Genomic DNA, 24,622 nt, shown 5'->3' with positions numbered 1-24,622 from the left:
GGTGACTGATCACGACAGTCAGAGGTGTCAGAGGATTCGTTTCAACTGCGCTGCGAGGTTTTACTCAACCAAAAGGCGCATGACGTGGCGTTATCTTGGGGATTCAGACGCCCAGACAATGACGCATGATCGCCTTTTGCGCGTGCAGACGGTTTTCGGCCTCGTCGAAAATGACCGAATGCGGGCCGTCCATGACCTCGCTTGTCGCCTCATCATCGCGATGGGCGGGAAGGCAATGCATGAACAGCGCGTCGGGCTTGGCCTTGGCCATCAGCGCCGCGTTGACCTGATAGCCGCGCAGCTGGTTGTGGCGGCGCTCTTTCGCGGATTGCGGATCATGCATGCTGACCCAGGTATCGGTGACGACCAGATCGGCGCCTGCAACCGCAAGGGACGGATCCCGCTCGATCGTGACCGGGCGACCTGCGGCGGCTGCGAATTCCAGCACCTCGCGCTCGGGATCCAGCGGCGGCGGGCCGGTGAAGGTCAGGTCAAAGCCGAACTGGCCTGCGGCATGGGCGAAGCTGGCAAAGACATTATTGCCATCGCCCGACCAGACCACCTTGCGCCCGGCAATAGGGCCGCGATGTTCTTCGAATGTCATGATATCGGCCATGATCTGGCAGGGATGGGTGCGGTTCGTCAGGCCATTGATCACCGGAACGGTCGCATATTCCGCCATTTCCAGCAGAGTCGCCTCTTCGAAGGTGCGGATCATGATCAGATCGACATAGCGCGACAGCACCCGGGCCGTATCGGCGATGGTTTCGCCATGGCCCAGCTGCATATCCGTGCCCGAAAGCACCATGGTCTGACCGCCCATCTGCCTGACCCCGACGTCGAAGGAAATACGGGTCCGGGTCGATGGTTTTTCAAAGATCAGCGCGACCATCCGCCCATCCAGCGGCTGCACATCATCCGGCGTTCCCTTTGGTCGCCCCTGCCGCGCGGTTTTCATGGCCCGCGCCGTATCGATGATATTGCGAAGCGCCGCAGGATCGGTCGTGTGGATATCGAGGAAGTTGTTCATTGGTCGGCTTTCATGGTTTCGGCCAGCAGGCAATGTTGTCGTGGCGGGGTCAAGGGGGCTCTGCCCCCAGCCTTTCAGATCCCTCGACGGGATCTGAAAGGCTTCCCCCGGGATATTTATGACAAAGAAGAAATGCTCATCGCGACAGTTGGCCTGCGGCTGCGTCCAGCCGTTCGACGGCCTCGGCGATTTCGGCATCGGTGATGGTCAGCGGAGGCAGCAGGCGCAGCGTATTATCGGCCGCGGCCACGGTCAGGATCTTCTGATCGTATCCTGCCGCGACCATCTCTGTCGGGAGGACATGGCATTTCAGCCCCAGCATCAGACCTTGCCCACGGACGCCTTCGAAAATATCGGGATGGGCAGCCACTAGCCCTTCCAGCTTTTGCCGCAGCAGCGCGGCCTTGCGATTGACCTCGGACAGGAAGCGGTCGTCGGTGACGATCTGCATGACCTTCAACCCGACCGCGCAGCCCAGAGGGTTGCCGCCATAGGTCGAGCCATGCGTTCCCGCCACCATTCCCGCCGCCGCCTGTTCGGTTGCCAGAACCGCGCCAAGGGGGAAGCCACCGCCGATGCCCTTCGCGACCATCATGATATCCGGTGAAATGCCCGCATATTCATGCGCAAACAGGCGGCCTGTCCGACCGATGCCGCATTGCACCTCATCAAGGATCAGCAGCGCGCCTGTCTTGTCGCAGAGGGCACGGATTTCTTGTAGCTGTTCGTCCGGGACCGGGCGGATCCCGCCTTCGCCCTGGATCGGCTCGATCATCACCGCGGCGGTCTTTTCGCCGATCGCTTCGCGCAGGGCGTCCATATCGTCCCAGGGCAATTGCCGGAAGCCCGGCATCAGCGGGCCAAAGCCCTTGACCATCTTTTCTGATCCGGCGGCTGCGATGGCGCCTGTCGAACGTCCGTGAAACGCGCCCTCGAAGGTCAGGATTTCGATCCGGTCGGGCTGGCCCTGATGGTCCCAGTATTTGCGGGCCATCTTGATGGCCAGCTCGGCCGCCTCGGTCCCCGAATTGGTAAAGAAAACGGTATCGGCAAAGCTGTTGTCGACCAGCAGATCGGCCAGGCGTTCCTGTTGCGGTATCTGGTAGATATTCGACACGTGCCAGATCTTGCCCGCCTGTTCGGTCAGGACCGCAACCAGATCGGGATGGGCGTGGCCAAGGACATTCACCGCAATGCCCGCGCCCAGATCCAGATATCGGGTTCCATCGGCCGTAATGGCCCAGCTGCCCTCACCCCGTTCGAAGGACAGGGCGGCACGGTTATAGGTCGGCAGAACATGCGAAATCATGGCGGATTCCCCGAATGGCATGACAAATTTTGCAGGCAGAAGCGATCGGTCGTTGACGAAAGCGTCAACGTCGTGAACGGGCGATATATGCGGTCCATGCGATCATGGGGCCAGCCATAGCGCGGTTTCTTGTCCCGTGCAATCACGGTTTCATCCGGTAGCCGGTTTTCAACCACCGCCAGGCCACGAAAAGCACCAGCCCCACGACCGCCGCGCAGATCAGGACGCCCCGGACCGGAGGCGCATCGCTGACGCCCGTGACGCCATAGCGCGCCCCGTCGATCAGGTAGAAGATCGGGTTCCAATGTGACAGGGTCCGAAATGGCTCGGGCAGGTTCTGGACCGAATAGAAGGTTCCGGACAGAAAGCTGAGCGGGGTGATGATGAAATTCGTGATCGCCGCCATCTGATCGAATTTCTGTGCCAGAATGCCCGCCAGAATGCCCAAGCCCCCCAGCAATAGCGCCGCCAGCAGCACGAAGGTCACCAGCCACAGCGGATGGGCGATTCCGACACCGGTGACCAGAACCATGCCGGTGCCGATGACCAGCGCCACCAGCGACGCCCGTGCGACGGATCCGACCAGATAGCCGGTCAGCAATTCGCCCGCAGATAGCGGGGGCATCAGGGTATCGACGATATTTCCCTGCACCTTGGCCGCGGTGATCGAGGATGAGGTATTGGCGAAGGCATTCTGGATCACCGTCATCATCAGGATGCCCGGTCCCAGAAAGACCAGATAGGGCAGGCCCATCACCTCTCCCCTGCCCTGGCCCAGCGCCAGCGCAAAGACCAGCACGAACAGGCCCGCCGTCATCAGCGGCGCAAAGATCGTTTGCTGCCAGACGGCCATGAAGCGCATCACCTCGCGCTTGGCCAGGGTGGCAAGTCCCAGCCAGTTGACGCGCCCGAAGCGGCGCACGCCCATCGCGGTATTGTCCATGATTGTGTCACGCGCCATGCTGCGGTCCTTGAATTCTTGCGTTACGAAGGCTAAATCTCGGCAGCCCCGTTTGTGACGGGACTATTCACAGGTTTCAAGATGGACGGCGGGACGACCCGCCTGGAAAGGCAGCTATGTCCTGGACAGATGAACGTGTCGAGACGCTGAAGCGCATGTGGGGCGAAGGTCAGTCGGCCAGCGCGATCGCGAAGGAACTGGGCGGCGTGACCCGCAACGCGGTCATCGGCAAAGTCCATCGCCTTGGCCTGTCCAACCGCAATGATGACAGCAGCAATAGCAGCGAACCTGCGGCCGCGCCCGCCAAGGCCGAAGCACCGGCACCTGAAAAGAAGGCGGAAAAGAAGCCCGCCGCGCCCAAGCCCGACCCTGCCCCGGCTGCTGCCAAGCCCGAACCCGCCGCGGAAAAGCCTGCCGCAGCCGCGCCGCAGCCCAGCTTTACCCCGGTTCCGCGCCGCCCCATCGTGCCCGCCGGTCAGCCGCTTCCGCCGCAGCCTTCGGCGAATGAAATCAGCCCCGAAGCACTGGCAAATGTGCGTGAGGTCGAGAAAAAGGCCCGCAAGCTGTCGCTGATGGAACTGACCGAGCGGACCTGCAAATGGCCCATTGGCGACCCGGCCACGGACAAGTTCTGGTTCTGCGGGCTGCCCAGTCAGGCAGGAAAGCCCTATTGCGAGGCCCATGTCGGCGTCGCCTTCCAGCCGATGAGTTCGCGCCGCGACCGTCGTCGCTGAGTGCATTGACGCACGCTGTAATGGCCGCCCTCCCTTGGGGCGGCTTTTTTCATGCCTGACGTTCGAATGAAGGCGCGTTCTGGAACCCCGGTACCACCCCATCGACCCAGGCCCGCAGGATCACCTGCGCCACGGCCCCCTTGCGCGCTGGCGCGATGCGGGGATGCTGCCCGGCAAGGGCCTGCGCCATCTCTTCCTTGCTGACCCAGATCGCATCTTCCAGCTCATGCGGATCAAGGGTGATCTCACGCGTTTCGGCCTGCCCGGCGCAGCCGATCATCAGCGAGGCCGGAAACGGCCAGGGCTGAGAGGTGACATAGCGCACCTCGCCCACGCGGATGCCCGATTCCTCGTGCACCTCGCGGCGGACGGCCTCTTCCACCGTCTCGCCCGGCTCCATGAAGCCGGCCAGCAGCGAATACATCCCCTCGGGCCAGTTCGCATTGCGACCCATCAGAACCCGGTCGCCATCGAGGATCAGCATGATCACCACCGGATCGGTGCGCGGGAAATGCAGCCGCCCGCAATCCGGGCAGTCAAAGCGCCAGCCGGCATGGGCCACCCGGTTGCGGCCCCCGCAATTGGCGCAGAAACCATGCGTCAGCCGCCATTCGAATATCCCCTTGGCCGCTGCCGCGATCCCGGCATCGCGGTGGTCGATCTCACCCATGACGGCGCGCAATTCGAAGAATTTCCGCGTCTCGGACAGATCCAGCGTACGCTGGTCGACAAACTCTGACGGCGCTTCATCCGGCGGCGCGATATAGGAGAGATCAGCCGCGAAATGAGGCAGACCGCCCGGATCCAGCCCCATGAAGATCGGCGGCTCGGGGCAATCCGCGATCAGCCGGTCGGCCGCAGAGATCCAAGCCAGGCGCGGACCATGCGCGGTCAGATCAAACAGCGCCTTGCCATGCCAGAAGGGCAGAACAAGGCTGGCGGGATCGTCCAGCATGCGGCGGATTCCTGCGGCATCGGCACGCAGCCGGTCGGCGCGGTCCAGAAAGCTGCCAGCGAATGTCACGTCGGATTCAGGTATCATTCCGGCAGGTTGCCCGCGATCGCCTGCGGCTGCAAGCGCCGCCGTCACGGTGACGGTCGCGCCCGATTTCTGATCCTGAGGATGCGCTCCTCCATCCCCGGATGCGTCGACAGCCAGCCCAGGTCGCCATCGCCATAATCGCGCTGCAGCCGTTCAAAGAACATCGCAAGCGCCGCGGCGTCATAGCCCGCCGCCCCCGCGGTGGCAGTGCCAAGCGCATCCGCCTGCGCTTCTTGCCTGCGGGAATAGGACAGGGACATCAGCGCGTTCCCCTCCAGCAGCATATCCTGCAGGAACGGCCCCGGATCGCCTGCAATCAGGGCGATCAGAAGATAGCTGCTGCCCGCGCGATACAGTTGCCGCAACACGTGACGTTCATGGACATGGGCCAACTCGTGCGCCAGCACGCCTGCGATGACATCGTCTTGCGAAAATTCGTCAAGCAATTGATCGGTGATGACAATGGTGCCCGCAGGCATCGCGAAGGCGTTCGGCCCGATATCGGGCATATCGCGGAATTCCAGCCGATAATCGCCCCAGGGCGCATCCGGCACTTGATCCGTCAACTGGTCGAAGATGGCTTGAACCTCTGCCTGCCGACCGGCCGGGATCCGGCTTTCATCGGCCATCAGTCGATCCAGCATGAACAGGCTGCTTTGATCCATCCCCTTGACGGGAAGCTCGGGCGTGACCGCCATGGCAAGCGCGACGATCAGATCAAGCCCCCACCGCCAGATGGAATAGGCGCCAAGCAGGCAGGCAAGCGCCACCGCGATCAGCCTTGGGTGAAAGGCCTCCAACCGGCTGATCCAGGCATCCGGGCGCGGGGCGGACAAGCCGTCCAGCGCGGCATTCCGATCCGCCTCGAACAGCCAGCCCTGTGGCAAATGAACCAGAACCGGGCCGCCCGGCATCTGCTCGACCCGCTGGACGACACCCTGCACCAGCAGGTCGCCAACCTCATCAAGCAGCTTTGCGCTACTATTCTGCCAGACCAGCCGTGCCGCAATCCGCCGCGAGGATCGCGCCGCGAAGGCATGCCCTCTCGCGGCGCCTGCAACGTCAGACGGCGAGGCCAAGATCGATGCCCTCGATATCGGTATAGGCATCGCCCACCGAGGTGACCTTGCCTTCCTCGATCCCGACGAAGACGTCGAACGAGCCTGCGACCTTCACCTGCGTGGAATCTGCCAGATAGCGGGCCATGCGGACTTTCGCCCACGGATACAGCAGACCTAGGCTGATCACGGACAGAACCGCGTTGGACATGGCGATCCAGACCATGTGCAGCGGCTTGACGGTCGAGACGAAACGATGCCCGCCCTGCAGCGTGATATTGGAATAGACCGCGTTGCGCAGAAATGCCTGATAGATGAAGCCCGCCGGCAAAAGCCCGATGAACAAAGAGGCATAGAGCACAAGAATGATCATTTCCGAGCCGGCCTGAGGCGTGGCCCCATATTGCACGGCAAGCATGAACTGCTGGTACATCCCGACGCCGCCAAGCGCGATGAACGCGATGCAGGCCAGCGCCACACCCGTCAAGGCCGACAGCAGGAACGCGGCGTAGAACGGGCCAATCGGGCTGTCAAAGCCGAAACGAGCCGTCCCATAGCGCGCGTTGTTCAGCACATAGCGATGTGAAGCGCGGCTCAGGAAGGGGGTGAAAAGAAACAGCGTCAGGACAGACAGCAGCGGATAAAGCATGAAGACCAGAAAGGCCCGCCCGTAGCTGCCATCGAAGCCGAAGCGCACGCCGGAAAAGCTGGTCATCCGCGCGTGGAATGCCAGTGAGCGGTTGATCAGCCAGGGCAAGGCGACGATCAGTCCCAGCAGCAGGACAGCACCCAGCACGGGCACCGCTGTCAGGATCAGGAACAGCACGACCAGAAGCCGCCCGATCAGCAATTGCTTGCCTGTCGCGTGATAGTCAAAGCGGCGATCGTCGATCAGCGTATTCTGGTTGAAGTAGCGCTGCGTGCGGACCTTGGCCCATGCCGAATAAATGCCCAGCGTCACGATGGACAACAGAATATTGACAATCCAGATTCCGAAATATGTCTTGGCATCACCGGTAAAGCGGATCTGATGCTGTTCAGTTGTGGGTTCCATTTATAAAAATTCCTGAATGTTTAACGCGATATTCGGCGCCTTATCTGATCACGCGAATGTCAGGAACCCCCTGAAACACGAGAATTTCATATTTGCCAAATGTGAGGCCGATAATCCTCAGCGGATCGCTTGACTTAGAGCGTGCTCTAACCGTTAGCCTCGCTGGCGTCTGACGGGAAAGGTTGCCATGAAGATTGCCGAACTTGCCCGGCGCAGTGGGCGCAGCGCGCATACGATCCGCTATTACGAACGGATCGGGCTGATGCCGCCCGCGCTTCGCGACGCGGCGGGGCATCGCGATTACGGGGCGGATGCGCTGGTCTGGATCACCTTCATTGGCCATATGAAAGCGGCGGGCATGCCGATACAGGACATGCTGCATTATGCAAGGCTGCGCCAACAGGGGACGCAGACCGGGCCGCAGCGCGCCGCGATACTGCGCAGGCGCCGCGATCTGGTCATCGCGCAGATCGCGGAATTGCAGGCCACCCTTTCCGTTCTGGACAGCAAGATTGCCAGCTACGATCAGGAAAGGACAGATCATGCAAAGCGAGACGAGATATGAGCGCGGCCAGCGCCAGTTGGCGCGGATCGATGGCGATGCCGGGCAGGCGGTGATCGAGGCGCTGGCCGATATCGCCCCGGATTTCGCCACCTATCTGCTGGAATTTCCCTTTGGCGATATCTATTCGCGCGACGGGCTGAACCTGCGCGACCGCGAGATCGCCACGATTGCCGCGCTGGCGGCGATGGGCACCGCCACGCCGCAACTGAAAGTGCATATCCAGGCGGGGCTGAATGTCGGCCTGACCCGGCAGGAGATTACCGAGATCCTGATGCAGATGGCCGTCTATGCGGGCTTTCCCGCCGCGCTGAACGGGCTTTTCGCCGCGAAAGAGGTCTTTGCGGGTGAACATAGCTGACCTGTCGCGGCTGGTCCTTTTCTTCACCGTGCATCAAGGCTAGATAAACGCCGACTGACAAGGACGCATCATGGCACGCCACCTCATCACCTCTGCCCTGCCCTATATCAATGGCATCAAGCATCTTGGGAACCTCGTGGGATCCCAATTGCCTGCCGATCTCTTCGCCCGCTATCTGCGGGCGCGGGGCAATGAGGTGATGTTCATCTGCGCCACGGACGAACATGGCACCCCGGCCGAACTGGCCGCCGCCAAGACCGGCGAACCTGTCGCGGAATATTGCGCCCGGATGCATGGCGAGCAAAGCGAACTGGCACGCGGGTTCGGGCTGTCCTTTGACCATTACGGCCGCTCTTCCAGTCAGCGCAACCACGCGCTGACCCAGCATTTCGCGGGCAAGCTGGCCGATCATGACTTCATCCGCGAAGTCAGCGAAAAGCAGGTCTATTCCATCGATGATGGCCGCTTCCTGCCCGACCGATATATCGAGGGCACCTGCCCGAATTGCGGCTATGAAAAGGCGCGCGGCGATCAATGCGAGAACTGCACCAAGCAGTTGGATCCGACCGATCTGATCGACCCGCGCAGCGCCATCAGCGGCAGTACCAATCTGGAAGTGCGCGAGACCAAGCATCTTTATCTGCGCCAATCGGCGCTGAAGGGCGAAATCAGCGACTGGATCGACAGCAAGACCGACTGGCCGATTCTGACCACCTCGATTGCGCGCAAATGGCTGAATGACGGTGACGGGCTGCAAGATCGCGGCATCACCCGCGATCTGCATTGGGGCATTCCGGTGAAGCGCGGTGATCAGGAATGGCCGGGCATGCAGGGCAAGGTCTTTTACGTCTGGTTCGACGCCCCCATCGAATATATCGGCGCAACCGCCGAATGGTCCGATGCGCATGGAAAGCCCGATGCCGAGTGGCGCCGCTGGTGGCGCAAGGATGAGGGGGCCGAGGATGTGACCTATACCCAGTTCATGGGCAAGGATAACGTTCCCTTCCACACGCTGGGCTTTCCCGCGACGATCATCGGCTCGGGCGAGCCGTGGAAGCTGGTCGATTACATCAAATCCTTCAACTATCTGACCTATGATGGCGGTCAGTTCAGCACCAGCCAGGGGCGTGGCGTGTTCATGGATGACGCGCTGGAGATCCTGCCCGCCGATTACTGGCGCTGGTGGCTGCTCAGCCACGCACCCGAATCCGGCGACAGCGAATTTACATGGGAGAATTTCCAGCAATCGGTGAACAAGGATCTGGCCGATGTTCTGGGCAATTTCGTCAGCCGCATCACCAAATTCTGCCGCTCGAAATTCGGCGAGATCGTTCCCGAAGGCGGCGAGCATGGCCCCGAAGAGACTGCGTTGATCCAGGCGCTGACGACCCGCATTCGCGCCTATGAGGGCTTCATGCAGGCGATGGAGGTGCGCAAGGCCGCCGCCGAACTGCGCGCCATCTGGGTGCAGGGCAACGAATATCTGCAAAGCGCTGCGCCCTGGTCCACCTTCAAAACTGACCCCGAACGGGCCGCGATGCAGGTTCGTCTGGGCCTGAACCTGATCCGGCTTTACGCCGTCCTCTCGGCGCCCTTCATTCCCTTCGCGGCGGATAAGATGCTGGCGGCAATGCAGACCGAAAACCGCGACTGGCCCGAGGATGTGGCCGCGGCGCTCAGCCTTCTGCCGGTTGGTCACGGCTTTGCCGTGCCAGATGTCCTCTTCGCCAAGATCAGCGATGAACAGCGCGAGGAATGGGCGCAACGCTTTCAGGGATCGCGCAGCTAATTCCGCCGCACCCCGCCCGGCCAGCAGGCAGGGGCGCGGGCAAGATCATCAGAATACTGCGCAATTTCAGACCGCTGACACCCGGATTTGACCGGTTTGCGACTTGCAGCCTGTGCAAAGCCGAGGTAATCCCGACTGAATTACCCAGGTATGCGATCCCTCCTCTTGTCCGCTGTCCCAGGCAGAAATTTCAGCACTCTGCCAAAGGGAAATCCTCATGCCGACAAGACATCCGGCCCGCTTTTACATGTCCCGCCATCCGCTTCGGCTGCGGGCGACGCTGCTTACCGTGACCGCGCTGACCACGCCGACCATCGCGCTGGCGCAAGCGGCGGATGACCCTTATCTGCTGGATGAGATCACGATTACGGCCAGCGGGTTCGAACAGTTGGTCGAGGACGCCCCCGCCAGTGTCAGCGTGATCAGCGGCGAAGAGCTGGCCAAGGGCAGCGTGACCAGCCTGTCGGACGCGCTGGAGCAGGTGCAGGGTGTCGTGACCACCGGCCAGAGCAACAGCGAAGACATCTACATCCGCGGCCTGTCGGGGCAGTACACGCTGATCCTGGTGGATGGTAAGCGTCAGGGCACGCGGGAATCGCGGGTCAATGGCAGCGCCGGCTTTGAACAAAGCTTCATCCCGCCCGTCTCGGCCATCGAACGGATCGAGGTCGTGCGCGGCCCGATGTCGTCGCTTTACGGCTCTGACGCGATGGGCGGCGTCGTCAATATCATCACCAAGCCGGTGGCGGATGTCTGGAGCGGATCTGTCACGGCCGAATTCACCGTGCCGCAGGATGACAAATACAGCTCGACCCGGCAGCAGAGCTTCTATCTCAGCGGGCCGCTGATCCGCGACACCATCGGCCTGCAGCTTTGGGGACGCAATCTGGACCGCTCCGAGGCCGAGGTCATTGGCGGGCTGCAGGGGCGCGACCTGCAGGATGTCGGCGCGCGGCTGAGCTATGCGATCAACCCCGATCACAAGATCTATCTGGAAGGCAGCATCACCCATCTGGAGGATACGGGCCGCATCGGCAAGACGATCGAGGATATCGACGATTTCAACGGCAATCCCTATACCGACACGTTCCAGGAAAACAAACGGCGTCAGGCGGTCCTGTCCTATTCGGGGAATTGGGGCGCAACCACGGCGGATCTGTCTTATTCCCGCGAAACCGGTCGGCGCATGCGCGGATCCGGCGACGGCACCGGCGGCTTCATCTATTCCGACCGCGCACCAAAGATCGAGAACCGCGTTTTCGACGCCAAATTCAACACCCCGGTCAACTGGAACGGGGAACACCGCCTGACCTATGGCGGGCAGTATTTCGACGCGCGGCTGTTCGATCAGAACCCGGGACTGCAGGATGGCCAGACCTATCGCTATTCCGCGGCGCAATGGGCTGTCTTTGCCGAGGATGAATGGCAGATCCGCGACGATTTCGCGCTGACGCTGGGCCTTCGCTATAACGATCACGAAGAGTTCGGAAGCCATGTCACCCCCCGGATCTATGCCGTCTGGAACGCGACCCAGGCCCTGACCATCAAGGGCGGCATCTCCACCGGCTACCGCGCGCCGGATCTGCGTTCCGTGGTTCCCGGCTATTACTACACAACGCAGCGCGGGGCGGGGGTCATCGTGTCGAACCCGGATCTGAACCCGGAAGAAAGCACCAATATCGAATTGGCCGCCCTGTATCATGGCGGCAATTTCGAGCTGGGCGGCACGCTGTTCCGCACCAGGTTCGAAAACAAGATCGAAAGCCGCAATACCGACACTCCGATCGTCGTCGATGGCAACACCTATAACCGGTGGGAGTTTTACAACGTCGGCAAGGCCCGGTTGCAGGGCGTCGAGCTGACCGGACGTTGGGACATCACCGACGACGTGCTGGTGCGGGCGAACTACACCTATACCGATTCCGAGCAGCTGACCGGCGATTATCGCGGCCTGCCCTTGGAGCGTACGCCCAAGCATATGCTGAACCTGCGCGGCGAATGGATCACGCCCGTGGATGGGCTGGATAGCTGGGCGGCGCTGAATTATCACGGCAAGGAAGTCAACGCCGGTGCGCGGACAGGCACCAATGGCACGCCCACGGCATGGGACAGCGATGGCAATGTGCTGGCCTATGAATATGACGCCTATACCACGGTCGATATCGGCGCGAATTACCGGGTCAGCGACTATGCGACGCTGAATGCGGCGATCTATAACCTGTTCGACAAGGAATTGATCGCGGCGGATGCGAATACCGTACTGGAAGGGCGCAGCTTCTGGGTCGGGCTGACCGCCGAATTCTGATCCGGAAAACGCGGAACGCACCTCGCCTGTGGACTTCACCGGCGGGGTGTTCTTATGGTGGGCGAAATCCAGAGAAGGAGCCGCAATGACCCATTGCATTCTGTTGGGCGCCCCGATTGACGAAGGCCAGCGCCGCCCGGGCTGCCTGATGGGGCCTGCCGCTTACCGGACCGCAGGTCTGGCCAGCACCATGTCATCGCTTGGCCATACGGTCGAGGATCGCGGCGACGTCACCCCCTCGCCCCTTGGCGATGAAACCTGCACCAATAATGCCGTGCATCACCTGCCCGAAACCATCGCCTGGACCAGCGCATTGCGCGAGGCCACCCAATCCGCCATGGCCGACGGCATGCCGATCATCATGGGCGGCGATCATTCGCTGGCGCTTGGCTCGGTCGCGGGCGTTGCGGCCTATGCGGCCAGCGTGAACCGCCCGCTTTTCGTGATCTGGCTGGACGCGCATAGCGATTTTCACACGGTCGAGTCCACCACCTCGGGCAATCTGCATGGCACGCCGATGGCCTATGCCAATGGCCGCCCGGGCTTTGATCCCTTTCCGCCCTTCCCCGCCCCGGTGCCCGGCGAGAATATCTGCATGTTCGGGATCCGCAGCGTCGATCCGGCCGAACATGCCGCGATGCAGGAAAGCGATATCGCCGTGAACGACATGCGCGTTCTGGACGAACAGGGCATTGTCGCGCCGCTGCGCGCCTTTCTGGACAAGGTCCGCGCCGCCAATGGCCTGCTGCATGTGTCGCTGGATGTCGATTTCCTCGACCCCTCGATCGCCCCGGCGGTCGGCACCACCGTTCCCGGCGGCACCACCTTCCGCGAGGCGCATCTGGTGATGGAGCTTTTGCACGAATCCCAGCTTGTCACCTCGCTGGATCTGGTCGAGCTGAACCCGTTTCTGGACGAACGCGGCCGCACCGCCAAGCTGATGGTGGATCTGGTCGGCAGCCTGATGGGCCGCAAGGTCTTTGACCGCCCGACCCGCAGCTATTGACGCACCCCCGGGCCGGTGCGGATGCCGGGCCGGGGTTTGACTTGCCAATCCCCGACGGCTTGGTTAGCGACAGCAGATGGGGCGGGATTATCCCAACCCTTGCGGGCGTGGTGGAACGGTAGACACAAGCGACTTAAAATCGCTAGGGCCTGGCCCGTGCGGGTTCGACTCCCGCCGCCCGCACCATCACCCTATTACTGTTTAAAATCAGTGACTTGATGGATGCCTTCCCCACAGGTATTCCCCACAGGTTTGTCCTACCATGCAAGGTCTGTCATTTTTTTTGTAGAATCTGGCTTGGTCCCTAAGGAAATTCCTATAGAGACATACTAACTTTTTGTTTTATTTTGGAAATGTGAGGGCCTACCCACACGAATCAGGGGGGCCTACCTGATTTTCTGGGGGGACCCTAAGAAGAATCCCGCCATTCACATTGCTACAAAGAAGTCAAGACCATTTGGCTAGTGCTGCCTCAACCTGTTCAGTATTGTCCCTGATCCTCAAGACAGCCTGACGTGACAAGTTGTGTGTCCGGGCAATCTCGGAAACAGTTGCAGAGCCTTGCAGAGCATCAAGAACAGCGTTGAAGGTCTGTCGATCATAGGAAGGCTTGCGCCCTAGATATTTGCCTTCTTGCCCCTTGGCATGAGCGATACCGGCTTTCTGTGCTTCCTTAGTCGCTTCGGCTTGGGCTTGGGCAGTAGCAGCCATAAAGGCAATGAGGCTATCCCTAACGGCCTTCTGCACAGGGTCTTTCGTTGAGCCGTCAAACGTGAAGTTGTTAATCACAGTCCTGACAATAATGCCTTGTGCCATAAGGCTACGAATTGTGTTGGTCACATCGTCATAGTTCCTGCCAAGACGATCAACCCAACGGACTACCAGCACGTCACCTGGTCTTAGCATGTCAAAGAGCCGTCTAGCCTCTGGACGATCCGCAAAGGCAACAGAGACCCCACTAACGCCTTCGTCAGCTACAACTCTGTCAATCTTGAAGCCTGCTTTCTCTGCTTGGGCCTTCTGATGGATACTGGTTTGGTCTTGGGTAGAGACACGGGCGTAGAGGATGGTCTGCATGAGGGTGATTCCTGTCCGTAAAGGTTCTGTCCTTATATAGACATGTCCGTATAGACATTACAACCCTTATGGACACGCTTACTGGCACAAGTGAGGCTGTATGTAGAGGTATACCCTTACGGATAGTCGATTCGTTACGCCGTTAGCGCTGAAAGAAATGTCAATACCTGACATGGCTGATCTTGCAAAATGTGATGATCGTGATTATATAGGTAAAGCGTCTAACCCTGCACCACGTCAGGCGAGAGACGACATGATCGGCAATGCTGATCTACCTTACATTCAGATAAATGAATTTTTAACCTTTCTGGGATGATCGCCCGGAAGGGAATTTTTTAATTTTAGGAAACAAGATGGAGAAAAAAGAAGATTTAATAGTCGTTGAGTACAAAATCAGAACTTATGAGACCCTCCCTTCTGACAAACAAGACAGAAAGTCTAAATATGCTATCTTCGTGGATGGTCAGCTAATCGGATTAGTCAACTCACCTGCATATGACGGTGCAAGGCTGTTAGTGAAGATGGGCTACAATCCAGACAGGCTTATGACTACTCGCGCTATGGATAGTCAGCACTATTCGTGGAGACCGGAACCTATCCGCAAATTTGCCAAACTTCGTAGCGTTGAGACTGACACCCGTAGCATACGCTCTAGATCGTTCAGAGAGTGGGCACGGGTAGGGATAGAAATGCCCTCTAACGGTTTTTATGACTACACCTACCTGAAAGACAAGAAAGGCAAAAAAACCACTGATCCGGGGAAGGCTACCCATGACTAACGTAGCTACACTGAACCGGAGGCAACACACTTATCATCCGTGGGAAAGGAAATATAGTCCTCAATGCATAAAGATCGGCTGTAGAGAAAAGCCCTTCTGGGATGGGAAGGTCCACTATTCACTATGCCTTAGTTGCTTGAAGAAAGAAGAACTAGGGCCTTTTAGACAAAGAATTATCAAAGAAGATTACTCTACACTTTTTTGGTTAACCGATTTTGAGAGAAGGAATACACAAAATGACAAATACAAACAATGAATCAATTATCATCTACGAAGAAAAGTTTACGCCATCGAACCTACCGACAGGGAATCTGGTTGATGAACTGATCGAGAAGTATCAGCTACCAAACAACGAGTCTACAAAAATCGCTCTAGGATCATACATGGCATACGGCCCCAATAAATTCAAAGTAAAGGAAGGGAAGTATGACATTGAGATTCTGTTGCAACTGTTGAAGTTCGGAGTTCTCTTCAAGTACCCAAAAGAAGAAAATACTTATCGTCTTTGGTTGCCCAATTCCCTCTTATCGTTCAGGACAGTCAAGACAGACAAGAAAAAGCCTAGGGTAACCACAGAATACGGTTCTACATACAATGATGGAAGTCACGATGAAGTACCAGAAAATCTAATCAAAACAATTCATTGACGCTCGGCGAGCGCAAAGTTAACCCTACGTAAAGCAAGTAATGGGGCGGCAAAAACTGTGGAAACCAGCGTAACAACCTGATATTAGGCGATAATGAGCAAGAATTTGCCGTCTCTGACCAACCTGTAATGTGTTGCATAAATGTCACAGTCAATAATAAAAATGCAATGTGACGTAACGTCATTTGATTATTCTGACATGATAAGCCTTGCAAAACCAAACATGGCACCCTACATAATGGGGGTAGGGGGTAATACTAAAGTTTTCCTCTCTACAGTTTGAATTAATTACTTATATGTTATTAAATAAAACTACTGTAGTTTAGTCATACTGTAGTTTCTAAAACTTAAGTATTGCACTTCTCGGAAGCTATCGCTTCCTCGCCTCTTGTTCGGCATAGCCTCACAACAGTCTATCGCAACTGACTATAGTGTTGATAGCTACAATAATCTGTATTACTTATTTGTAGATTAATAGAGGCTATAGTGCAGGCACTACAGTATTGGGCTTTGCCCCTATCTTCTTTATTTATTTGTAGCTAATAGATCGTTAGATCGTGAGTCAAGGACACACCTGTCCGCTGCGCTCGTATTAGCACTTCTGTCTCTTATATAATTGCGGAGGTGGATTGTGCCGCCTCTCAAACCTCATTCCACGCTCCTTGGAGTGGATGTAAACCCCTAGGCTTTTCCAATTTGGCCTAGGGGGCCTTTTTTTTGATTGGATTTTTTATGACTTATATCACTTTAATCTGTTCCGTCTGTAACGATACCTTCACTAAAAAAAGAACAAATCAAAGATACTGTTCTACCAAGTGTCAGAAGAACGCTTCAAGGACTTGTCGTAGACGTGAGAATGCTAAGCGTTCAGAAGATCACTACCATAGGGCTTCTTGGCTACTTCACGACCTTACCCGAATGACAAAGGACAAGCGTACACACCTGATACAAGGGCTGCTGGAAGCAGCATCAGGGAGTCATGCGGCTACCAGGAATATGCTTCTGGACCCAAGGCTGTTAGGCGCTGAGAAAGGGTCAATGCTAGGCAAGCTACCCAAAGACAGCCTGAACCGCGACAAACCGAACATTGCAAAGATCGTGAACAGGTACTGTCAGGAAAGCTACGGGTGTACGGTTAAAGACGCTATTCTTGACGATGGGAAGCCAGCATACCGGAAGTTCATTGGTGATCCTGTTAGAGCTTTGTCAGTTTAGGTCAGGGATAGGCCCTGAGAGGCACTGTAACGCTCGCACAGCGGCTTTGGTGGGCTCTTGGGTAGGAGGGGGCTATAAGCGTTTAAGCGCCCATAAGAGGCCAAATTAGGGTCCTCTAGGATCTAGGTAACAACTCCAGAAATTAAGATTCTCATCATGGAAAGGGATCATCACAGTATTAAAAATTACCGTAGCATAGTACGGCGTTGATCCTGTAAAGGCTCCATAAGTGTTCTTGGCGTTAACGTCTACGCAAATTGCACCTGATGGAAGAATCCTCCAATTATCATAGACCGCGCTGTAAGGGTCTAACAGTTTTTCACCAACTGCTTCCGTAATCCTCTTCTTAACTTCTTCGTTATCGTAGGGTTTGCTTCCACGGATCACTTCGCCAATGTAAAATTCCTGAAATTTTTCCATCGAAGCTTCGTAGCCCTTAAGTTCCGCATCTTTCCTTATCGCCTCAAGTGTCTTTGGCCCTATTATCGCATCTGCCTTACCTACATCGTAGCCCATAAATTCTAGCTTCTGTTGAGCAACAAAATGTCCTGCTATGGTTCCATGATCTACCTGCGAGCTTGCCTCTGTGGCGGCGATTAAGGCGGGCAGTGCAAACGCAAGAAAGGTAAGTTCTTTGAGTTCAATCTTCGACAAGTGAGCCTCTTTTCCATGCAGAGTAAAGTTTATTGTTGTTGGGGCCTTTATTCTTCAAGGTGATGCTTTCACCATCGACCATAAAGGCCTTTCCGTCATTTTCCTTCTTAAATTTCTTCCATTCTCCGTTTTCGGGTGTGTCTTGGTTGCTTGCTTTCTTTCTATTTCTTGTCTTTACAGGTTCTTTAAGCGAAAGAAGTTCATACATGTTCTTTCCGGTAACCTTACAAAGATGTTCAAGTAGTGTCTTTATCTCTGCAACTTGTTCTTCTGCGTCCGCAGCGATCTTTCTGTCTATTTCCTCTCTCTGAGTGAGTAGATGCTTGAGGTTTTCCATCTTATTCCCGATTTGTCGTGCATGTTGATTCCAGAAGTATCTGGCACTCTAAGATGATCTGGCTATTCAGTCTACCAGTTCTTCAATGGCTCTGAGAGGCTCTGTAACGCTCATACAGCGGCTTTAAGGATATGCCGACGCCCACCCTGTTCATAATTGACCTTGGCGCTGCTGCGGCGCTTTCTGGCAAGTCTGCACCGCTGGGTTACTCGCAAAGGTAGGCGATATGTCGAAACTGCGGCCCAAGCGCGTAACTCTGTTCAGTGATCTCTTGTTGATAGGTTGCTCCACTAAAGCCTTTATCAATACAAAACTTAACGGCTCTAGGTTCAGTAATCGAGCGTCTGAAGGTTGGAGTAGAGACAAGTTTAGCGCCGTGGTTGGATATTCCCATTTTTACCACGCTACCATCAAAGCCTATTATGCTGGCTTTTGGCTGCTCGGAGCATCCACTGACTATTAGCAACGATGCCAAAAATAAGTTAAAAACAAAAGGTCTCATTCCCTACTCCCAACTGATCTTGTTGATGTACTCTTTCTTAGCCTCGAAAGTGACGCCACCACTACTATACAAGCCGTACGACATCGTAGTGATCTTGTGGCCAATGGTTCTTGCAAGCACCACCTCTGCCTCTGGTCCGATACTCTCAAACAGCGTCACAAAGCCTTTCCTGAATGAGTGAAAGACGTGGTTCTTGCTATAGCCAAGAGAAGTCTTTAGCCGTGTAAACCTCTTACCGATAGCATCACCTCTCTTTTTGTGCTTGTTCCCATTAGCAAGTCCAGAGAACAGGTAGCCATCTTTGCTTTCCTCTTTCATTGTAGCGACAAGATCAAGAATAGCGTCATGTAAGGGGACGTCCCTCCAACCGGCTTGTGTCTTTGCATCTTCTATCTGGATTCTGTCTTTCTTGACGTTATCAACTTTCAAGCTGCAAAGTTCTTCCCGTCTGCAGCCTGTATAAGCACCAATTTTGATGAGATTCACCAAGTTTTTGTCGCCTGCATCCTGTGCTGCTTTGAGCAATTTCTTGTAATCGTCAGGTGTGAAGGATCGCCTCTGATCGCTGGCAATCTGTTTCTGTGTTAGAACTCTGTTCTGTGCAGGTACTACCCTGTCAAAAGGGGGAGGCAGATCAAGAGACTTCCTGTCTTGAAGGAATTTCCAGTAACCACGACAGGCTGTTATGATCCTATTGCATGTCCTGATAGCTAATTCCTTCTCTGTGATAAGGTGTATCTCAACCCAATCTCTGATTGCTCTATTTGTAGCTGATTGTGCAGTAGGGAACTTCTTCACAAACCTACGAACATCGGAAACTTGTCGCTCTTTGTGCTGTTCTTGAACGTGAGTTAAGGATTTTTCATAGTCAGAAATATGAACAGCAAGAGGAAAGGAATCTCCCATTGCTACGGAAAGGGCTTGTCCATGTTGCGGCGAGATAACATCAGTTACAGGCCACTCACCGGGATTCTTCTGAACTTGATGTGTGTAGGCTTGGTAGGCTAGTTGGTCAGCGTCAATTTCAGGGTTAATTTCTTTTAGCTGACGAAGAAGAACGGCGCTTTCGATCAGGTCTGTGTTTCCCTTTGCTCTCTCGATGATCTCTTTCCACCTACCCACAACCTGCATTGCTATCCGTTCCGCAGCGCGAATATCGCTGGTCTTAAGGCTTTGAACAAATCGCTTCTTGCCCACAATGCCTCTAACCCCTTTTGGCACGTCAAGCGCAGCGTAGAAGGTCTGATAACGCCTCTCAACATAGGGCGGCAGGCCGTGCTTCTTGCGTTTCATCGCTGATTCCCCACAGGTATTCCCCACAGGTTTGCCCTACTAAGCACAATGAAAGCAAGGGTTTCATAGGGTTAGTGCTTCAAATCGCAGAATCCCGCCGCCCGCACCATATCATCGGATTATGCCACGCGTCCCTGCAGGCTGTTTTCCTCTTGAAAAATGAGCGCCGAAGTGACCTGTCGCTGCGCGCCGTCTTGGCATCAACAATGCTGGACCTTCCCACCAATCGCTGTACGTGCAGCATCGATCGCGAGCAACGGTAGCAATGTGCAAGCCGTTTAACGTCAAGAATACCTATCTTCGATATATTTCGAAAAATCAACATACATGGAGCGTATAAAATCTTGAAGGTAGTTGTTGTTGTCTGAAGAAATTTGCCTCTTGATATCATCTAGCGCATGATTGAGATCATCAATACTGACTGGTATCCTCCCGTTCATTATCTTGAAAGCCGCCAATGGGGAAAGCTCAATGCTTCCGAACCCTTTTCGGGCCTTAGGAAGTTTGCGTTCAATTGATCCAAAGCCACGATTTGAGCTTCTGTAGGTCGGGAAAATTGCAATCCAAGAATCCGAGAAGCCTTCTAGTATAGTTCTAGCAACAACATGATCAGCATCTAGTGCGCTTAAGTCACATAAGCCATGGAACTCCTCTGCAACATACTTCATTGCCCTGCGGTAATCGCGGTAGGACTTTTTAACCCAAACCTGCTCTAGACGCGTGAAGCGTTGATCTATTACTGCAACGTGAACCGCATTATTACCACCTAGTATTGGTCGAACTTCATAATTTTCAAATTCGTCAGATAACCATTTTTCCAGTTCTGCTCGGCTCTCAAATGCAACCTTGGGCGGCTCCGCCATTTGCTCAAGAAAAAATATATAGTCCAATCTGGCTATCGCAACGAAGCCAGCATCCTCAGGTTTAAGCGGTGACCATGCTTCTGTCATTCTAACTGCCTAGCTATTCAATTATGTACCGCGACGTTACTTATCAAAGTACTATCAATGCCGCCACAGTCTTAGAGTTCTTTTTTGCGAATGAAATGAGCCGCTTGTGTTTGTGATCCACACAGTAGAAGCAGCTAAACAAATCGATGGCAAGCTAGCGCCAATGCCAGTCTTTGGCTGGGAGCAGACGAATGAACCCGCAGCGACGCTTCGACACAGTCATATTGCTCAGGGCTTGATCCCGCCCCTCACCTACGCCTCAACTCCGGTGCATAGATTGCAAGAGAAATTTCTGAGCCCATGAGGCGGGTCTTTATCATCCCTGAGACCACTCAGAACCGCGTCCTGCCCAAGCGCCCCTCGCCGCACGGCAAGAGGCACGCCACCCAAGAAATTCAGCCCATCCGCTCGGACACGTAACTGCCGGGTGAGGCGGGGAAGACGATGGTCTTGGGGCCGTTCTGGAACACGCGGCCATGGATATGCGCATGGACCGCGCGCGCCAGCACCTGGCTTTCGACGTCGCGGCCCAGCGAGACGTAATCGCCCGGGCTTTGCGCATGGGTCACGCGCACCGTGTCCTGTTCGATGATCGGCCCCTCATCCAGATCGCTGGTCACGTAATGAGAGGTCGCCCCGATCAGCTTCACCCCGCGCTCATAGGCCTGTTTATAGGGGTTCGCCCCCTTGAAGCTGGGCAGGAACGAGTGGTGGATATTGATGATCCGCCCCGACATCTCTCGGCACATCTCATCCGACAGCACCTGCATATAACGCGCCAGCACCACCAGTTCGGCGCCGGTTTCGCGGATGATCTCCATCTGCCGGGCCTCGGCCTCGCGCTTGTTCTCGGCGGTGACGCGGATCATGTGGAAGGGAATGTCGTGATTGACCACGACCTTCTGGTAATCGTGGTGATTAGAGATGACGCCAACGATGTCGATCGGCAGGGCCCCGATCTGCCAGCGATACAGCAGATCGTTCAGGCAGTGCCCAAAGCGCGACACCATGATCAGCACCTTCTTCTTCTCGGAATCCGCGGTGATCTCGACATCCATGTCAAAGGGTTGCGCGACCTCGACGATATCCTTGCGCAACTGTTCCAGCGTCGCGCTGCCTTCGGAACGAAAGCTGACGCGCATGAAGAAACGACCGGTCGCAGAATCGTCGAATTGCGCGCTGTCGGTAATATTGCAGTCATGCTGCGCCAGAAAACCCGAGATCGCAGCGACGATGCCACGGGTCGAGGCGCATGTGACGCGCAAGGTAAAGCTGTTCATCTGCGGTTCGTCCCCTCGATATCAGAATGGGACGGAATGCTCCGCCCCATCCGGCATTTCACCCGGTTATCCGGACTGAAATATTCCGTTTCCGACGCCAGCGCGTGTCTGTGCGACTTTCTGCCCTGCCAAGCACCGATCAGGCGGCGGGCAGGCGCGCCTCGACCATGCCGGCATACCAGCTGGACCCGGCGGGAATGGCGTCGTCGTTGAAGTTGTAGGCGGGGTGGTGAACCATCGCCGTATCGCCATTGCCGACCCAGATATAGGCGCCCGGACGTTCGTTCAGCATATAGCTGAAATCCTCGCCCCCCATCATCGGCTGCATGTCCATGTCGATATCGCCCGCGATGGCGCGGGCCACATCGGCTGCCCATTCGGTCGCATCGGCATCGTTCATGGTCACCGGATAGCCGCGTTCGTAATGGACCTCGGCCGTGGCGCCCATGGCGGCCGCGACATTGCTGGCGACGCGGGCAATGCCCTCTTCCAGCTGATCGCGAACCGCCGGGTCCAGGCTGCGGGCCGTGCCCTTCAGTTGGACCACCTGCGGGATGACATTATGCGCGGTGGAATCCGTCGAGACCACGCAGACCGAGATCACCGCATTCTTCAGCGGGTCGATATTGCGCGACACCACCGATTGCAGCGCCACGATGATCTGGGCGGCGGTCAGCGTGGTATCGATGCATTCATGCGGCTTGGCGGCATGGCCGCCCTTGCCCGTCACGGTGATATCGAACTGATCCGCCGCAGCCATCATCGGGCCGGGCTTGATCGCGAAGCTGCCGACCGGCAGGCCCGGCATATTATGCATGCCGTAGAATTCATCAATGCCCCAGCGATCGACGATCCCGTCGCGGATCATCGCCTCGCCGCCCGCGCCGCCCTCTTCGGCGGGCTGGAAGATCACCAGCGCCGTGCCGTCAAAGTTCCGCGTCTCGGCCAGGTATTTCGCGGCGCCCAGCAGCATCGCCGTATGGCCGTCATGGCCGCAGGCATGCATCTTGCCCGGCGTTTTCGAGGCATAGTCCACCCCGGTCTGTTCGATGATCGGCAGCGCATCCATATCGGCCCGCAATCCGATGGTGCGGCCCTTGCTGTCGGACTTGCCCTTGATCACGCCGACAACGCCGGTCTGGCCTATGCCTTCGACAACCTCATCGCAGCCGAATTCGCGCAGTAATTCCGCGACACGGCCTGCGGTGCGATGAACGTCATACAGCAATTCGGGATGTTCGTGGAAATCTCGGCGCCACGCGGTGATCTCGGGCAGCAGCTCTGCAAAGCGGTTCTTGACTGGCATGGGTGGTCTCCTTCGCGCATAGGTTAGGACTTTCCCAGCGATCAGGAAAGGGGCCACGCATCACATCCTGCCCCACCCGAAAGCGGCTTGCGGCGGCGGCCGCGAATCCCCTAGGTTGGGGCCGATATTTTGGTGGTTCTCTTTCGGTCTTTCAGCCATGCGGTTAATTGCAAAGCGTTTTTCGACGGTATTGGCGGTGGCATTCTGCGCGCTGCCCGCACCCGCTTTCGCCCAGACATCGCCCCCGCCAGATGTCCGAGAGCAGTTGAAGCAGGAATGCATACTCGGCGATAGCAGCGCCTGCGTCAGGCTGCGGGTGCTGAACCGTCTCGGCACCACGCGCGAGGATGCGATAACAGAGGGCGCGCCGATGCCCCCCGCAGATCAATCGCATACTGCCGCACCAGCGCCGCAATACCCGCCGCAGCGTGCTGCGGAACCGGGCTGGTCGCGCGGCAAGATCTTCATGCTGCTGTTGGTGGTCAATCTCGTCGGGCTGATGTTGTTCCGCCTTGCCCGTCGGCCAGACCGGGCGCAACGGGTAAAGAACCGCTGGACAGCGCCCAGCCTGCCCTTGCCCGAAGTTCTTTCCGGCCCGCGCGCGGAACAAGGTAATCTTGAGGATCATTCCGGACGCGGGCGGCAGTTGTTTGCCTGGGACCGGTCCCGGATCGACCGCTGGCTGGACGATCAGATCAGGAAGGTTCGCGACAAGGTCACGAATGAGGCGATCCTTGCGTTTTACGCAGATATCAAGTCTGACCCTGACACAGCCGCCTCATCTTACAACACTGCGTGGAAATGGCTGCTTGAGAACACCGCAGAGGATCAATCGCTTGAAATTTACTGGGACGATGTCGAGGTGCGGTTCTTTCTGCTTCTTCGGGCGCGGCATCAGTACGGAAGCGCAAGTTACACTCTGGCAGGGATCGCTCAGAACACCGATCGGACAAACCTGCTGCCAAAGGAAGTCCTGGCGCTGTGGCGCATGGCAGCGGATGTCGATTTCAACCCGTCAGCCGTCAACATGTGGTACTATGTCCACACGGAAGAGCTCTATGAAAAGGATTGGCTGGATCCGCCCGCGATGGAGGGTTATCTGCGCTATTTCTTCCGTCTGGGCGCGCCGGACGGGCATTATCACATCGCCGCGCAATTGCTGAGCTTCTATCTGCAATCGCCCATCTATCGCCCGGACGAAGGCTATGTCGCCGCCGCCATGGAGCGTATCCGGCACTACGACCCCAGCTCCTACAAAGTTTGCCTGCAAATCATCGCCGAACGCAATTTGCCGGTGGATCTGAAGGATCAGCGCATCCCACGAAACGGCATCATGTTCGAAATGAGCCGCGACCGCGCGCTGCATTAAGCG

At 56.7% G+C, this 24,622-nt stretch carries 24 protein-coding genes and 1 tRNA gene; 11 read left to right on the top strand and 14 right to left on the bottom strand.

Features of this window, described 5'->3' with window-relative positions:
- Nucleotides 1-103: 103 nt before the first annotated feature.
- The 3 genes from argF to JHX87_RS15180 form a co-directional block, all read right to left on the bottom strand.
- Entirely contained in the window at nucleotides 104-1,030 is a 927-nt protein-coding gene (gene argF / locus JHX87_RS15190; protein ID WP_271885388.1) for an ornithine carbamoyltransferase, read from the bottom strand.
- Between the two features lie 136 nt (nucleotides 1,031-1,166).
- Nucleotides 1,167-2,339, bottom strand: a complete 1,173-nt coding sequence (locus JHX87_RS15185) for an aspartate aminotransferase family protein (protein ID WP_271885389.1) — start codon at nucleotides 2,337-2,339, stop codon at nucleotides 1,167-1,169.
- A gap of 142 nt (nucleotides 2,340-2,481) precedes the next feature.
- Nucleotides 2,482-3,300, bottom strand: coding sequence for an ABC transporter permease (locus JHX87_RS15180; protein ID WP_271885390.1), 819 nt, complete (start codon nucleotides 3,298-3,300; stop codon nucleotides 2,482-2,484).
- Nucleotides 3,301-3,416: 116 nt separating this feature from the next.
- On the opposite strand from JHX87_RS15180, the gene JHX87_RS15175 reads away from it, so the two are divergent.
- Nucleotides 3,417-4,034 (top strand): GcrA family cell cycle regulator, encoded by a 618-nt coding sequence (locus tag JHX87_RS15175; protein ID WP_271885391.1) that lies wholly within the window; start codon nucleotides 3,417-3,419, stop codon nucleotides 4,032-4,034.
- Between the two features lie 49 nt (nucleotides 4,035-4,083).
- Here JHX87_RS15175 and nudC read toward each other — a convergent pair whose 3' ends face one another.
- The 3 genes from nudC to JHX87_RS15160 form a co-directional block, all read right to left on the bottom strand.
- Nucleotides 4,084-5,058, bottom strand: a complete 975-nt coding sequence (nudC, locus tag JHX87_RS15170; RefSeq protein ID WP_271885392.1) for an NAD(+) diphosphatase — start codon at nucleotides 5,056-5,058, stop codon at nucleotides 4,084-4,086.
- Nucleotides 5,059-5,120: 62 nt separating this feature from the next.
- On the bottom strand, nucleotides 5,121-6,155 hold the full coding sequence (locus JHX87_RS15165) for a M48 family metallopeptidase (protein WP_271885393.1): 1,035 nt from the start codon (nucleotides 6,153-6,155) through the stop codon (nucleotides 5,121-5,123).
- Complete coding sequence (locus JHX87_RS15160) at nucleotides 6,139-7,188, bottom strand: YjgN family protein (protein ID WP_271885394.1); 1,050 nt, start codon at nucleotides 7,186-7,188, stop codon at nucleotides 6,139-6,141. Before JHX87_RS15160 ends, JHX87_RS15165 begins: the two co-directional genes overlap by 17 nt.
- A gap of 187 nt (nucleotides 7,189-7,375) precedes the next feature.
- On the opposite strand from JHX87_RS15160, the gene JHX87_RS15155 reads away from it, so the two are divergent.
- The 6 genes from JHX87_RS15155 (at nucleotide 7,376) to JHX87_RS15130 (ending at nucleotide 13,397) form a co-directional block, all read left to right on the top strand.
- The gene (locus tag JHX87_RS15155) at nucleotides 7,376-7,753 is read left to right on the top strand and encodes a MerR family transcriptional regulator (protein WP_271885395.1); all 378 of its coding nucleotides are present in this window, start codon (nucleotides 7,376-7,378) and stop codon (nucleotides 7,751-7,753) included.
- A complete protein-coding gene (locus tag JHX87_RS15150) occupies nucleotides 7,731-8,111 on the top strand; it encodes a carboxymuconolactone decarboxylase family protein (RefSeq protein ID WP_271885396.1) in 381 nt (126 codons plus the stop codon). The genes JHX87_RS15155 and JHX87_RS15150 overlap by 23 nt, the downstream gene beginning before the upstream one ends.
- A 70-nt stretch (nucleotides 8,112-8,181) precedes the next feature.
- A complete protein-coding gene (gene metG / locus JHX87_RS15145) occupies nucleotides 8,182-9,900 on the top strand; it encodes a methionine--tRNA ligase (RefSeq protein ID WP_271885397.1) in 1,719 nt (572 codons plus the stop codon).
- Between the two features lie 217 nt (nucleotides 9,901-10,117).
- The gene (locus JHX87_RS15140; protein ID WP_271885398.1) at nucleotides 10,118-12,205 is read left to right on the top strand and encodes a TonB-dependent receptor domain-containing protein; all 2,088 of its coding nucleotides are present in this window, start codon (nucleotides 10,118-10,120) and stop codon (nucleotides 12,203-12,205) included.
- 85 nt (nucleotides 12,206-12,290) lie between these two features.
- Nucleotides 12,291-13,211 carry an arginase gene (gene rocF / locus JHX87_RS15135; RefSeq protein ID WP_271885399.1) on the top strand — a complete coding sequence of 307 codons (921 nt, stop codon included), beginning with the start codon at nucleotides 12,291-12,293 and terminating at the stop codon, nucleotides 13,209-13,211.
- A 101-nt stretch (nucleotides 13,212-13,312) separates the two neighbouring features.
- Nucleotides 13,313-13,397: transfer RNA gene (locus tag JHX87_RS15130), tRNA-Leu, on the top strand.
- Between the two features lie 261 nt (nucleotides 13,398-13,658).
- On the opposite strand, the gene JHX87_RS15125 is transcribed toward JHX87_RS15130, so the two are convergent.
- Complete coding sequence (locus JHX87_RS15125) at nucleotides 13,659-14,288, bottom strand: recombinase family protein (RefSeq protein WP_271885400.1); 630 nt, start codon at nucleotides 14,286-14,288, stop codon at nucleotides 13,659-13,661.
- 172 nt (nucleotides 14,289-14,460) lie between these two features.
- On the opposite strand from JHX87_RS15125, the gene JHX87_RS15120 reads away from it, so the two are divergent.
- The 3 genes from JHX87_RS15120 (at nucleotide 14,461) to JHX87_RS15110 (ending at nucleotide 15,714) form a co-directional block, all read left to right on the top strand.
- Nucleotides 14,461-14,604, top strand: coding sequence for a hypothetical protein (locus JHX87_RS15120; protein ID WP_272833719.1), 144 nt, complete (start codon nucleotides 14,461-14,463; stop codon nucleotides 14,602-14,604).
- Nucleotides 14,605-14,641: 37 nt separating this feature from the next.
- Nucleotides 14,642-15,067: a hypothetical protein gene (locus JHX87_RS15115; protein ID WP_271885401.1), complete on the top strand. Its 426-nt coding sequence runs from the start codon at nucleotides 14,642-14,644 to the stop codon at nucleotides 15,065-15,067.
- Between the two features lie 236 nt (nucleotides 15,068-15,303).
- Nucleotides 15,304-15,714, top strand: a complete 411-nt coding sequence (locus tag JHX87_RS15110) for a hypothetical protein (protein ID WP_271885402.1) — start codon at nucleotides 15,304-15,306, stop codon at nucleotides 15,712-15,714.
- Between the two features lie 1,319 nt (nucleotides 15,715-17,033).
- On the opposite strand, the gene JHX87_RS15105 is transcribed toward JHX87_RS15110, so the two are convergent.
- The 7 genes from JHX87_RS15105 to JHX87_RS15075 all read right to left on the bottom strand — a co-directional run bounded on the left by JHX87_RS15105 (nucleotide 17,034) and on the right by JHX87_RS15075 (nucleotide 23,250).
- Nucleotides 17,034-17,582 carry a peptidoglycan-binding domain-containing protein gene (locus JHX87_RS15105; protein WP_271885403.1) on the bottom strand — a complete coding sequence of 183 codons (549 nt, stop codon included), beginning with the start codon at nucleotides 17,580-17,582 and terminating at the stop codon, nucleotides 17,034-17,036.
- Nucleotides 17,569-17,919 (bottom strand): hypothetical protein, encoded by a 351-nt coding sequence (locus JHX87_RS15100; protein WP_271885404.1) that lies wholly within the window; start codon nucleotides 17,917-17,919, stop codon nucleotides 17,569-17,571. Before JHX87_RS15100 ends, JHX87_RS15105 begins: the two co-directional genes overlap by 14 nt.
- 205 nt (nucleotides 17,920-18,124) lie before the next feature.
- Nucleotides 18,125-18,421, bottom strand: coding sequence for a hypothetical protein (locus tag JHX87_RS15095; protein WP_271885405.1), 297 nt, complete (start codon nucleotides 18,419-18,421; stop codon nucleotides 18,125-18,127).
- Nucleotides 18,422-18,424: 3 nt separating this feature from the next.
- Nucleotides 18,425-19,714, bottom strand: coding sequence for a tyrosine-type recombinase/integrase (locus JHX87_RS15090; protein ID WP_271885406.1), 1,290 nt, complete (start codon nucleotides 19,712-19,714; stop codon nucleotides 18,425-18,427).
- Between the two features lie 284 nt (nucleotides 19,715-19,998).
- Complete coding sequence (locus tag JHX87_RS15085; protein WP_271885407.1) at nucleotides 19,999-20,664, bottom strand: hypothetical protein; 666 nt, start codon at nucleotides 20,662-20,664, stop codon at nucleotides 19,999-20,001.
- Between the two features lie 395 nt (nucleotides 20,665-21,059).
- Nucleotides 21,060-21,944 (bottom strand): formyltetrahydrofolate deformylase, encoded by an 885-nt coding sequence (gene purU / locus JHX87_RS15080; RefSeq protein ID WP_271885408.1) that lies wholly within the window; start codon nucleotides 21,942-21,944, stop codon nucleotides 21,060-21,062.
- Between the two features lie 139 nt (nucleotides 21,945-22,083).
- Entirely contained in the window at nucleotides 22,084-23,250 is a 1,167-nt protein-coding gene (locus JHX87_RS15075) for a M20 aminoacylase family protein (protein ID WP_271885409.1), read from the bottom strand.
- 370 nt (nucleotides 23,251-23,620) lie between these two features.
- On the opposite strand from JHX87_RS15075, the gene JHX87_RS15070 reads away from it, so the two are divergent.
- Complete coding sequence (locus JHX87_RS15070) at nucleotides 23,621-24,619, top strand: hypothetical protein (RefSeq protein ID WP_272833718.1); 999 nt, start codon at nucleotides 23,621-23,623, stop codon at nucleotides 24,617-24,619.
- Nucleotides 24,620-24,622 lie beyond the last annotated feature (3 nt).

The organism is Paracoccus fistulariae (assembly GCF_028553785.1).
Taxonomy (GTDB): Bacteria; Pseudomonadota; Alphaproteobacteria; order Rhodobacterales; family Rhodobacteraceae; genus Paracoccus; species Paracoccus fistulariae.
The sequence above is the reverse complement of the archived record's forward strand: the minus strand, read 5'-3'. Positions and strand labels throughout refer to the sequence as shown.

Coding starts and splice junctions, on each gene's coding strand:
- JHX87_RS15110 (WP_271885402.1), top strand. CDS start 15,304: ATGACAAATACAAACAATGAATCAATTATCATCTACGAAGAAAAGTTT.
- JHX87_RS15095 (WP_271885405.1), bottom strand. CDS start 18,421: ATGAGACCTTTTGTTTTTAACTTATTTTTGGCATCGTTGCTAATAGTC.
- JHX87_RS15125 (WP_271885400.1), bottom strand. CDS start 14,288: ATGCAGACCATCCTCTACGCCCGTGTCTCTACCCAAGACCAAACCAGT.
- JHX87_RS15150 (WP_271885396.1), top strand. CDS start 7,731: ATGCAAAGCGAGACGAGATATGAGCGCGGCCAGCGCCAGTTGGCGCGG.
- JHX87_RS15175 (WP_271885391.1), top strand. CDS start 3,417: ATGTCCTGGACAGATGAACGTGTCGAGACGCTGAAGCGCATGTGGGGC.
- rocF (WP_271885399.1), top strand. CDS start 12,291: ATGACCCATTGCATTCTGTTGGGCGCCCCGATTGACGAAGGCCAGCGC.
- metG (WP_271885397.1), top strand. CDS start 8,182: ATGGCACGCCACCTCATCACCTCTGCCCTGCCCTATATCAATGGCATC.
- JHX87_RS15120 (WP_272833719.1), top strand. CDS start 14,461: ATGGCTGATCTTGCAAAATGTGATGATCGTGATTATATAGGTAAAGCG.
- JHX87_RS15180 (WP_271885390.1), bottom strand. CDS start 3,300: ATGGCGCGTGACACAATCATGGACAATACCGCGATGGGCGTGCGCCGC.
- JHX87_RS15160 (WP_271885394.1), bottom strand. CDS start 7,188: ATGGAACCCACAACTGAACAGCATCAGATCCGCTTTACCGGTGATGCC.
- purU (WP_271885408.1), bottom strand. CDS start 21,944: ATGAACAGCTTTACCTTGCGCGTCACATGCGCCTCGACCCGTGGCATC.
- JHX87_RS15140 (WP_271885398.1), top strand. CDS start 10,118: ATGCCGACAAGACATCCGGCCCGCTTTTACATGTCCCGCCATCCGCTT.
- JHX87_RS15185 (WP_271885389.1), bottom strand. CDS start 2,339: ATGATTTCGCATGTTCTGCCGACCTATAACCGTGCCGCCCTGTCCTTC.
- argF (WP_271885388.1), bottom strand. CDS start 1,030: ATGAACAACTTCCTCGATATCCACACGACCGATCCTGCGGCGCTTCGC.
- JHX87_RS15100 (WP_271885404.1), bottom strand. CDS start 17,919: ATGGAAAACCTCAAGCATCTACTCACTCAGAGAGAGGAAATAGACAGA.
- JHX87_RS15115 (WP_271885401.1), top strand. CDS start 14,642: ATGGAGAAAAAAGAAGATTTAATAGTCGTTGAGTACAAAATCAGAACT.
- JHX87_RS15075 (WP_271885409.1), bottom strand. CDS start 23,250: ATGCCAGTCAAGAACCGCTTTGCAGAGCTGCTGCCCGAGATCACCGCG.
- JHX87_RS15085 (WP_271885407.1), bottom strand. CDS start 20,664: ATGACAGAAGCATGGTCACCGCTTAAACCTGAGGATGCTGGCTTCGTT.
- JHX87_RS15090 (WP_271885406.1), bottom strand. CDS start 19,714: ATGAAACGCAAGAAGCACGGCCTGCCGCCCTATGTTGAGAGGCGTTAT.
- JHX87_RS15155 (WP_271885395.1), top strand. CDS start 7,376: ATGAAGATTGCCGAACTTGCCCGGCGCAGTGGGCGCAGCGCGCATACG.
- JHX87_RS15070 (WP_272833718.1), top strand. CDS start 23,621: ATGCCCCCCGCAGATCAATCGCATACTGCCGCACCAGCGCCGCAATAC.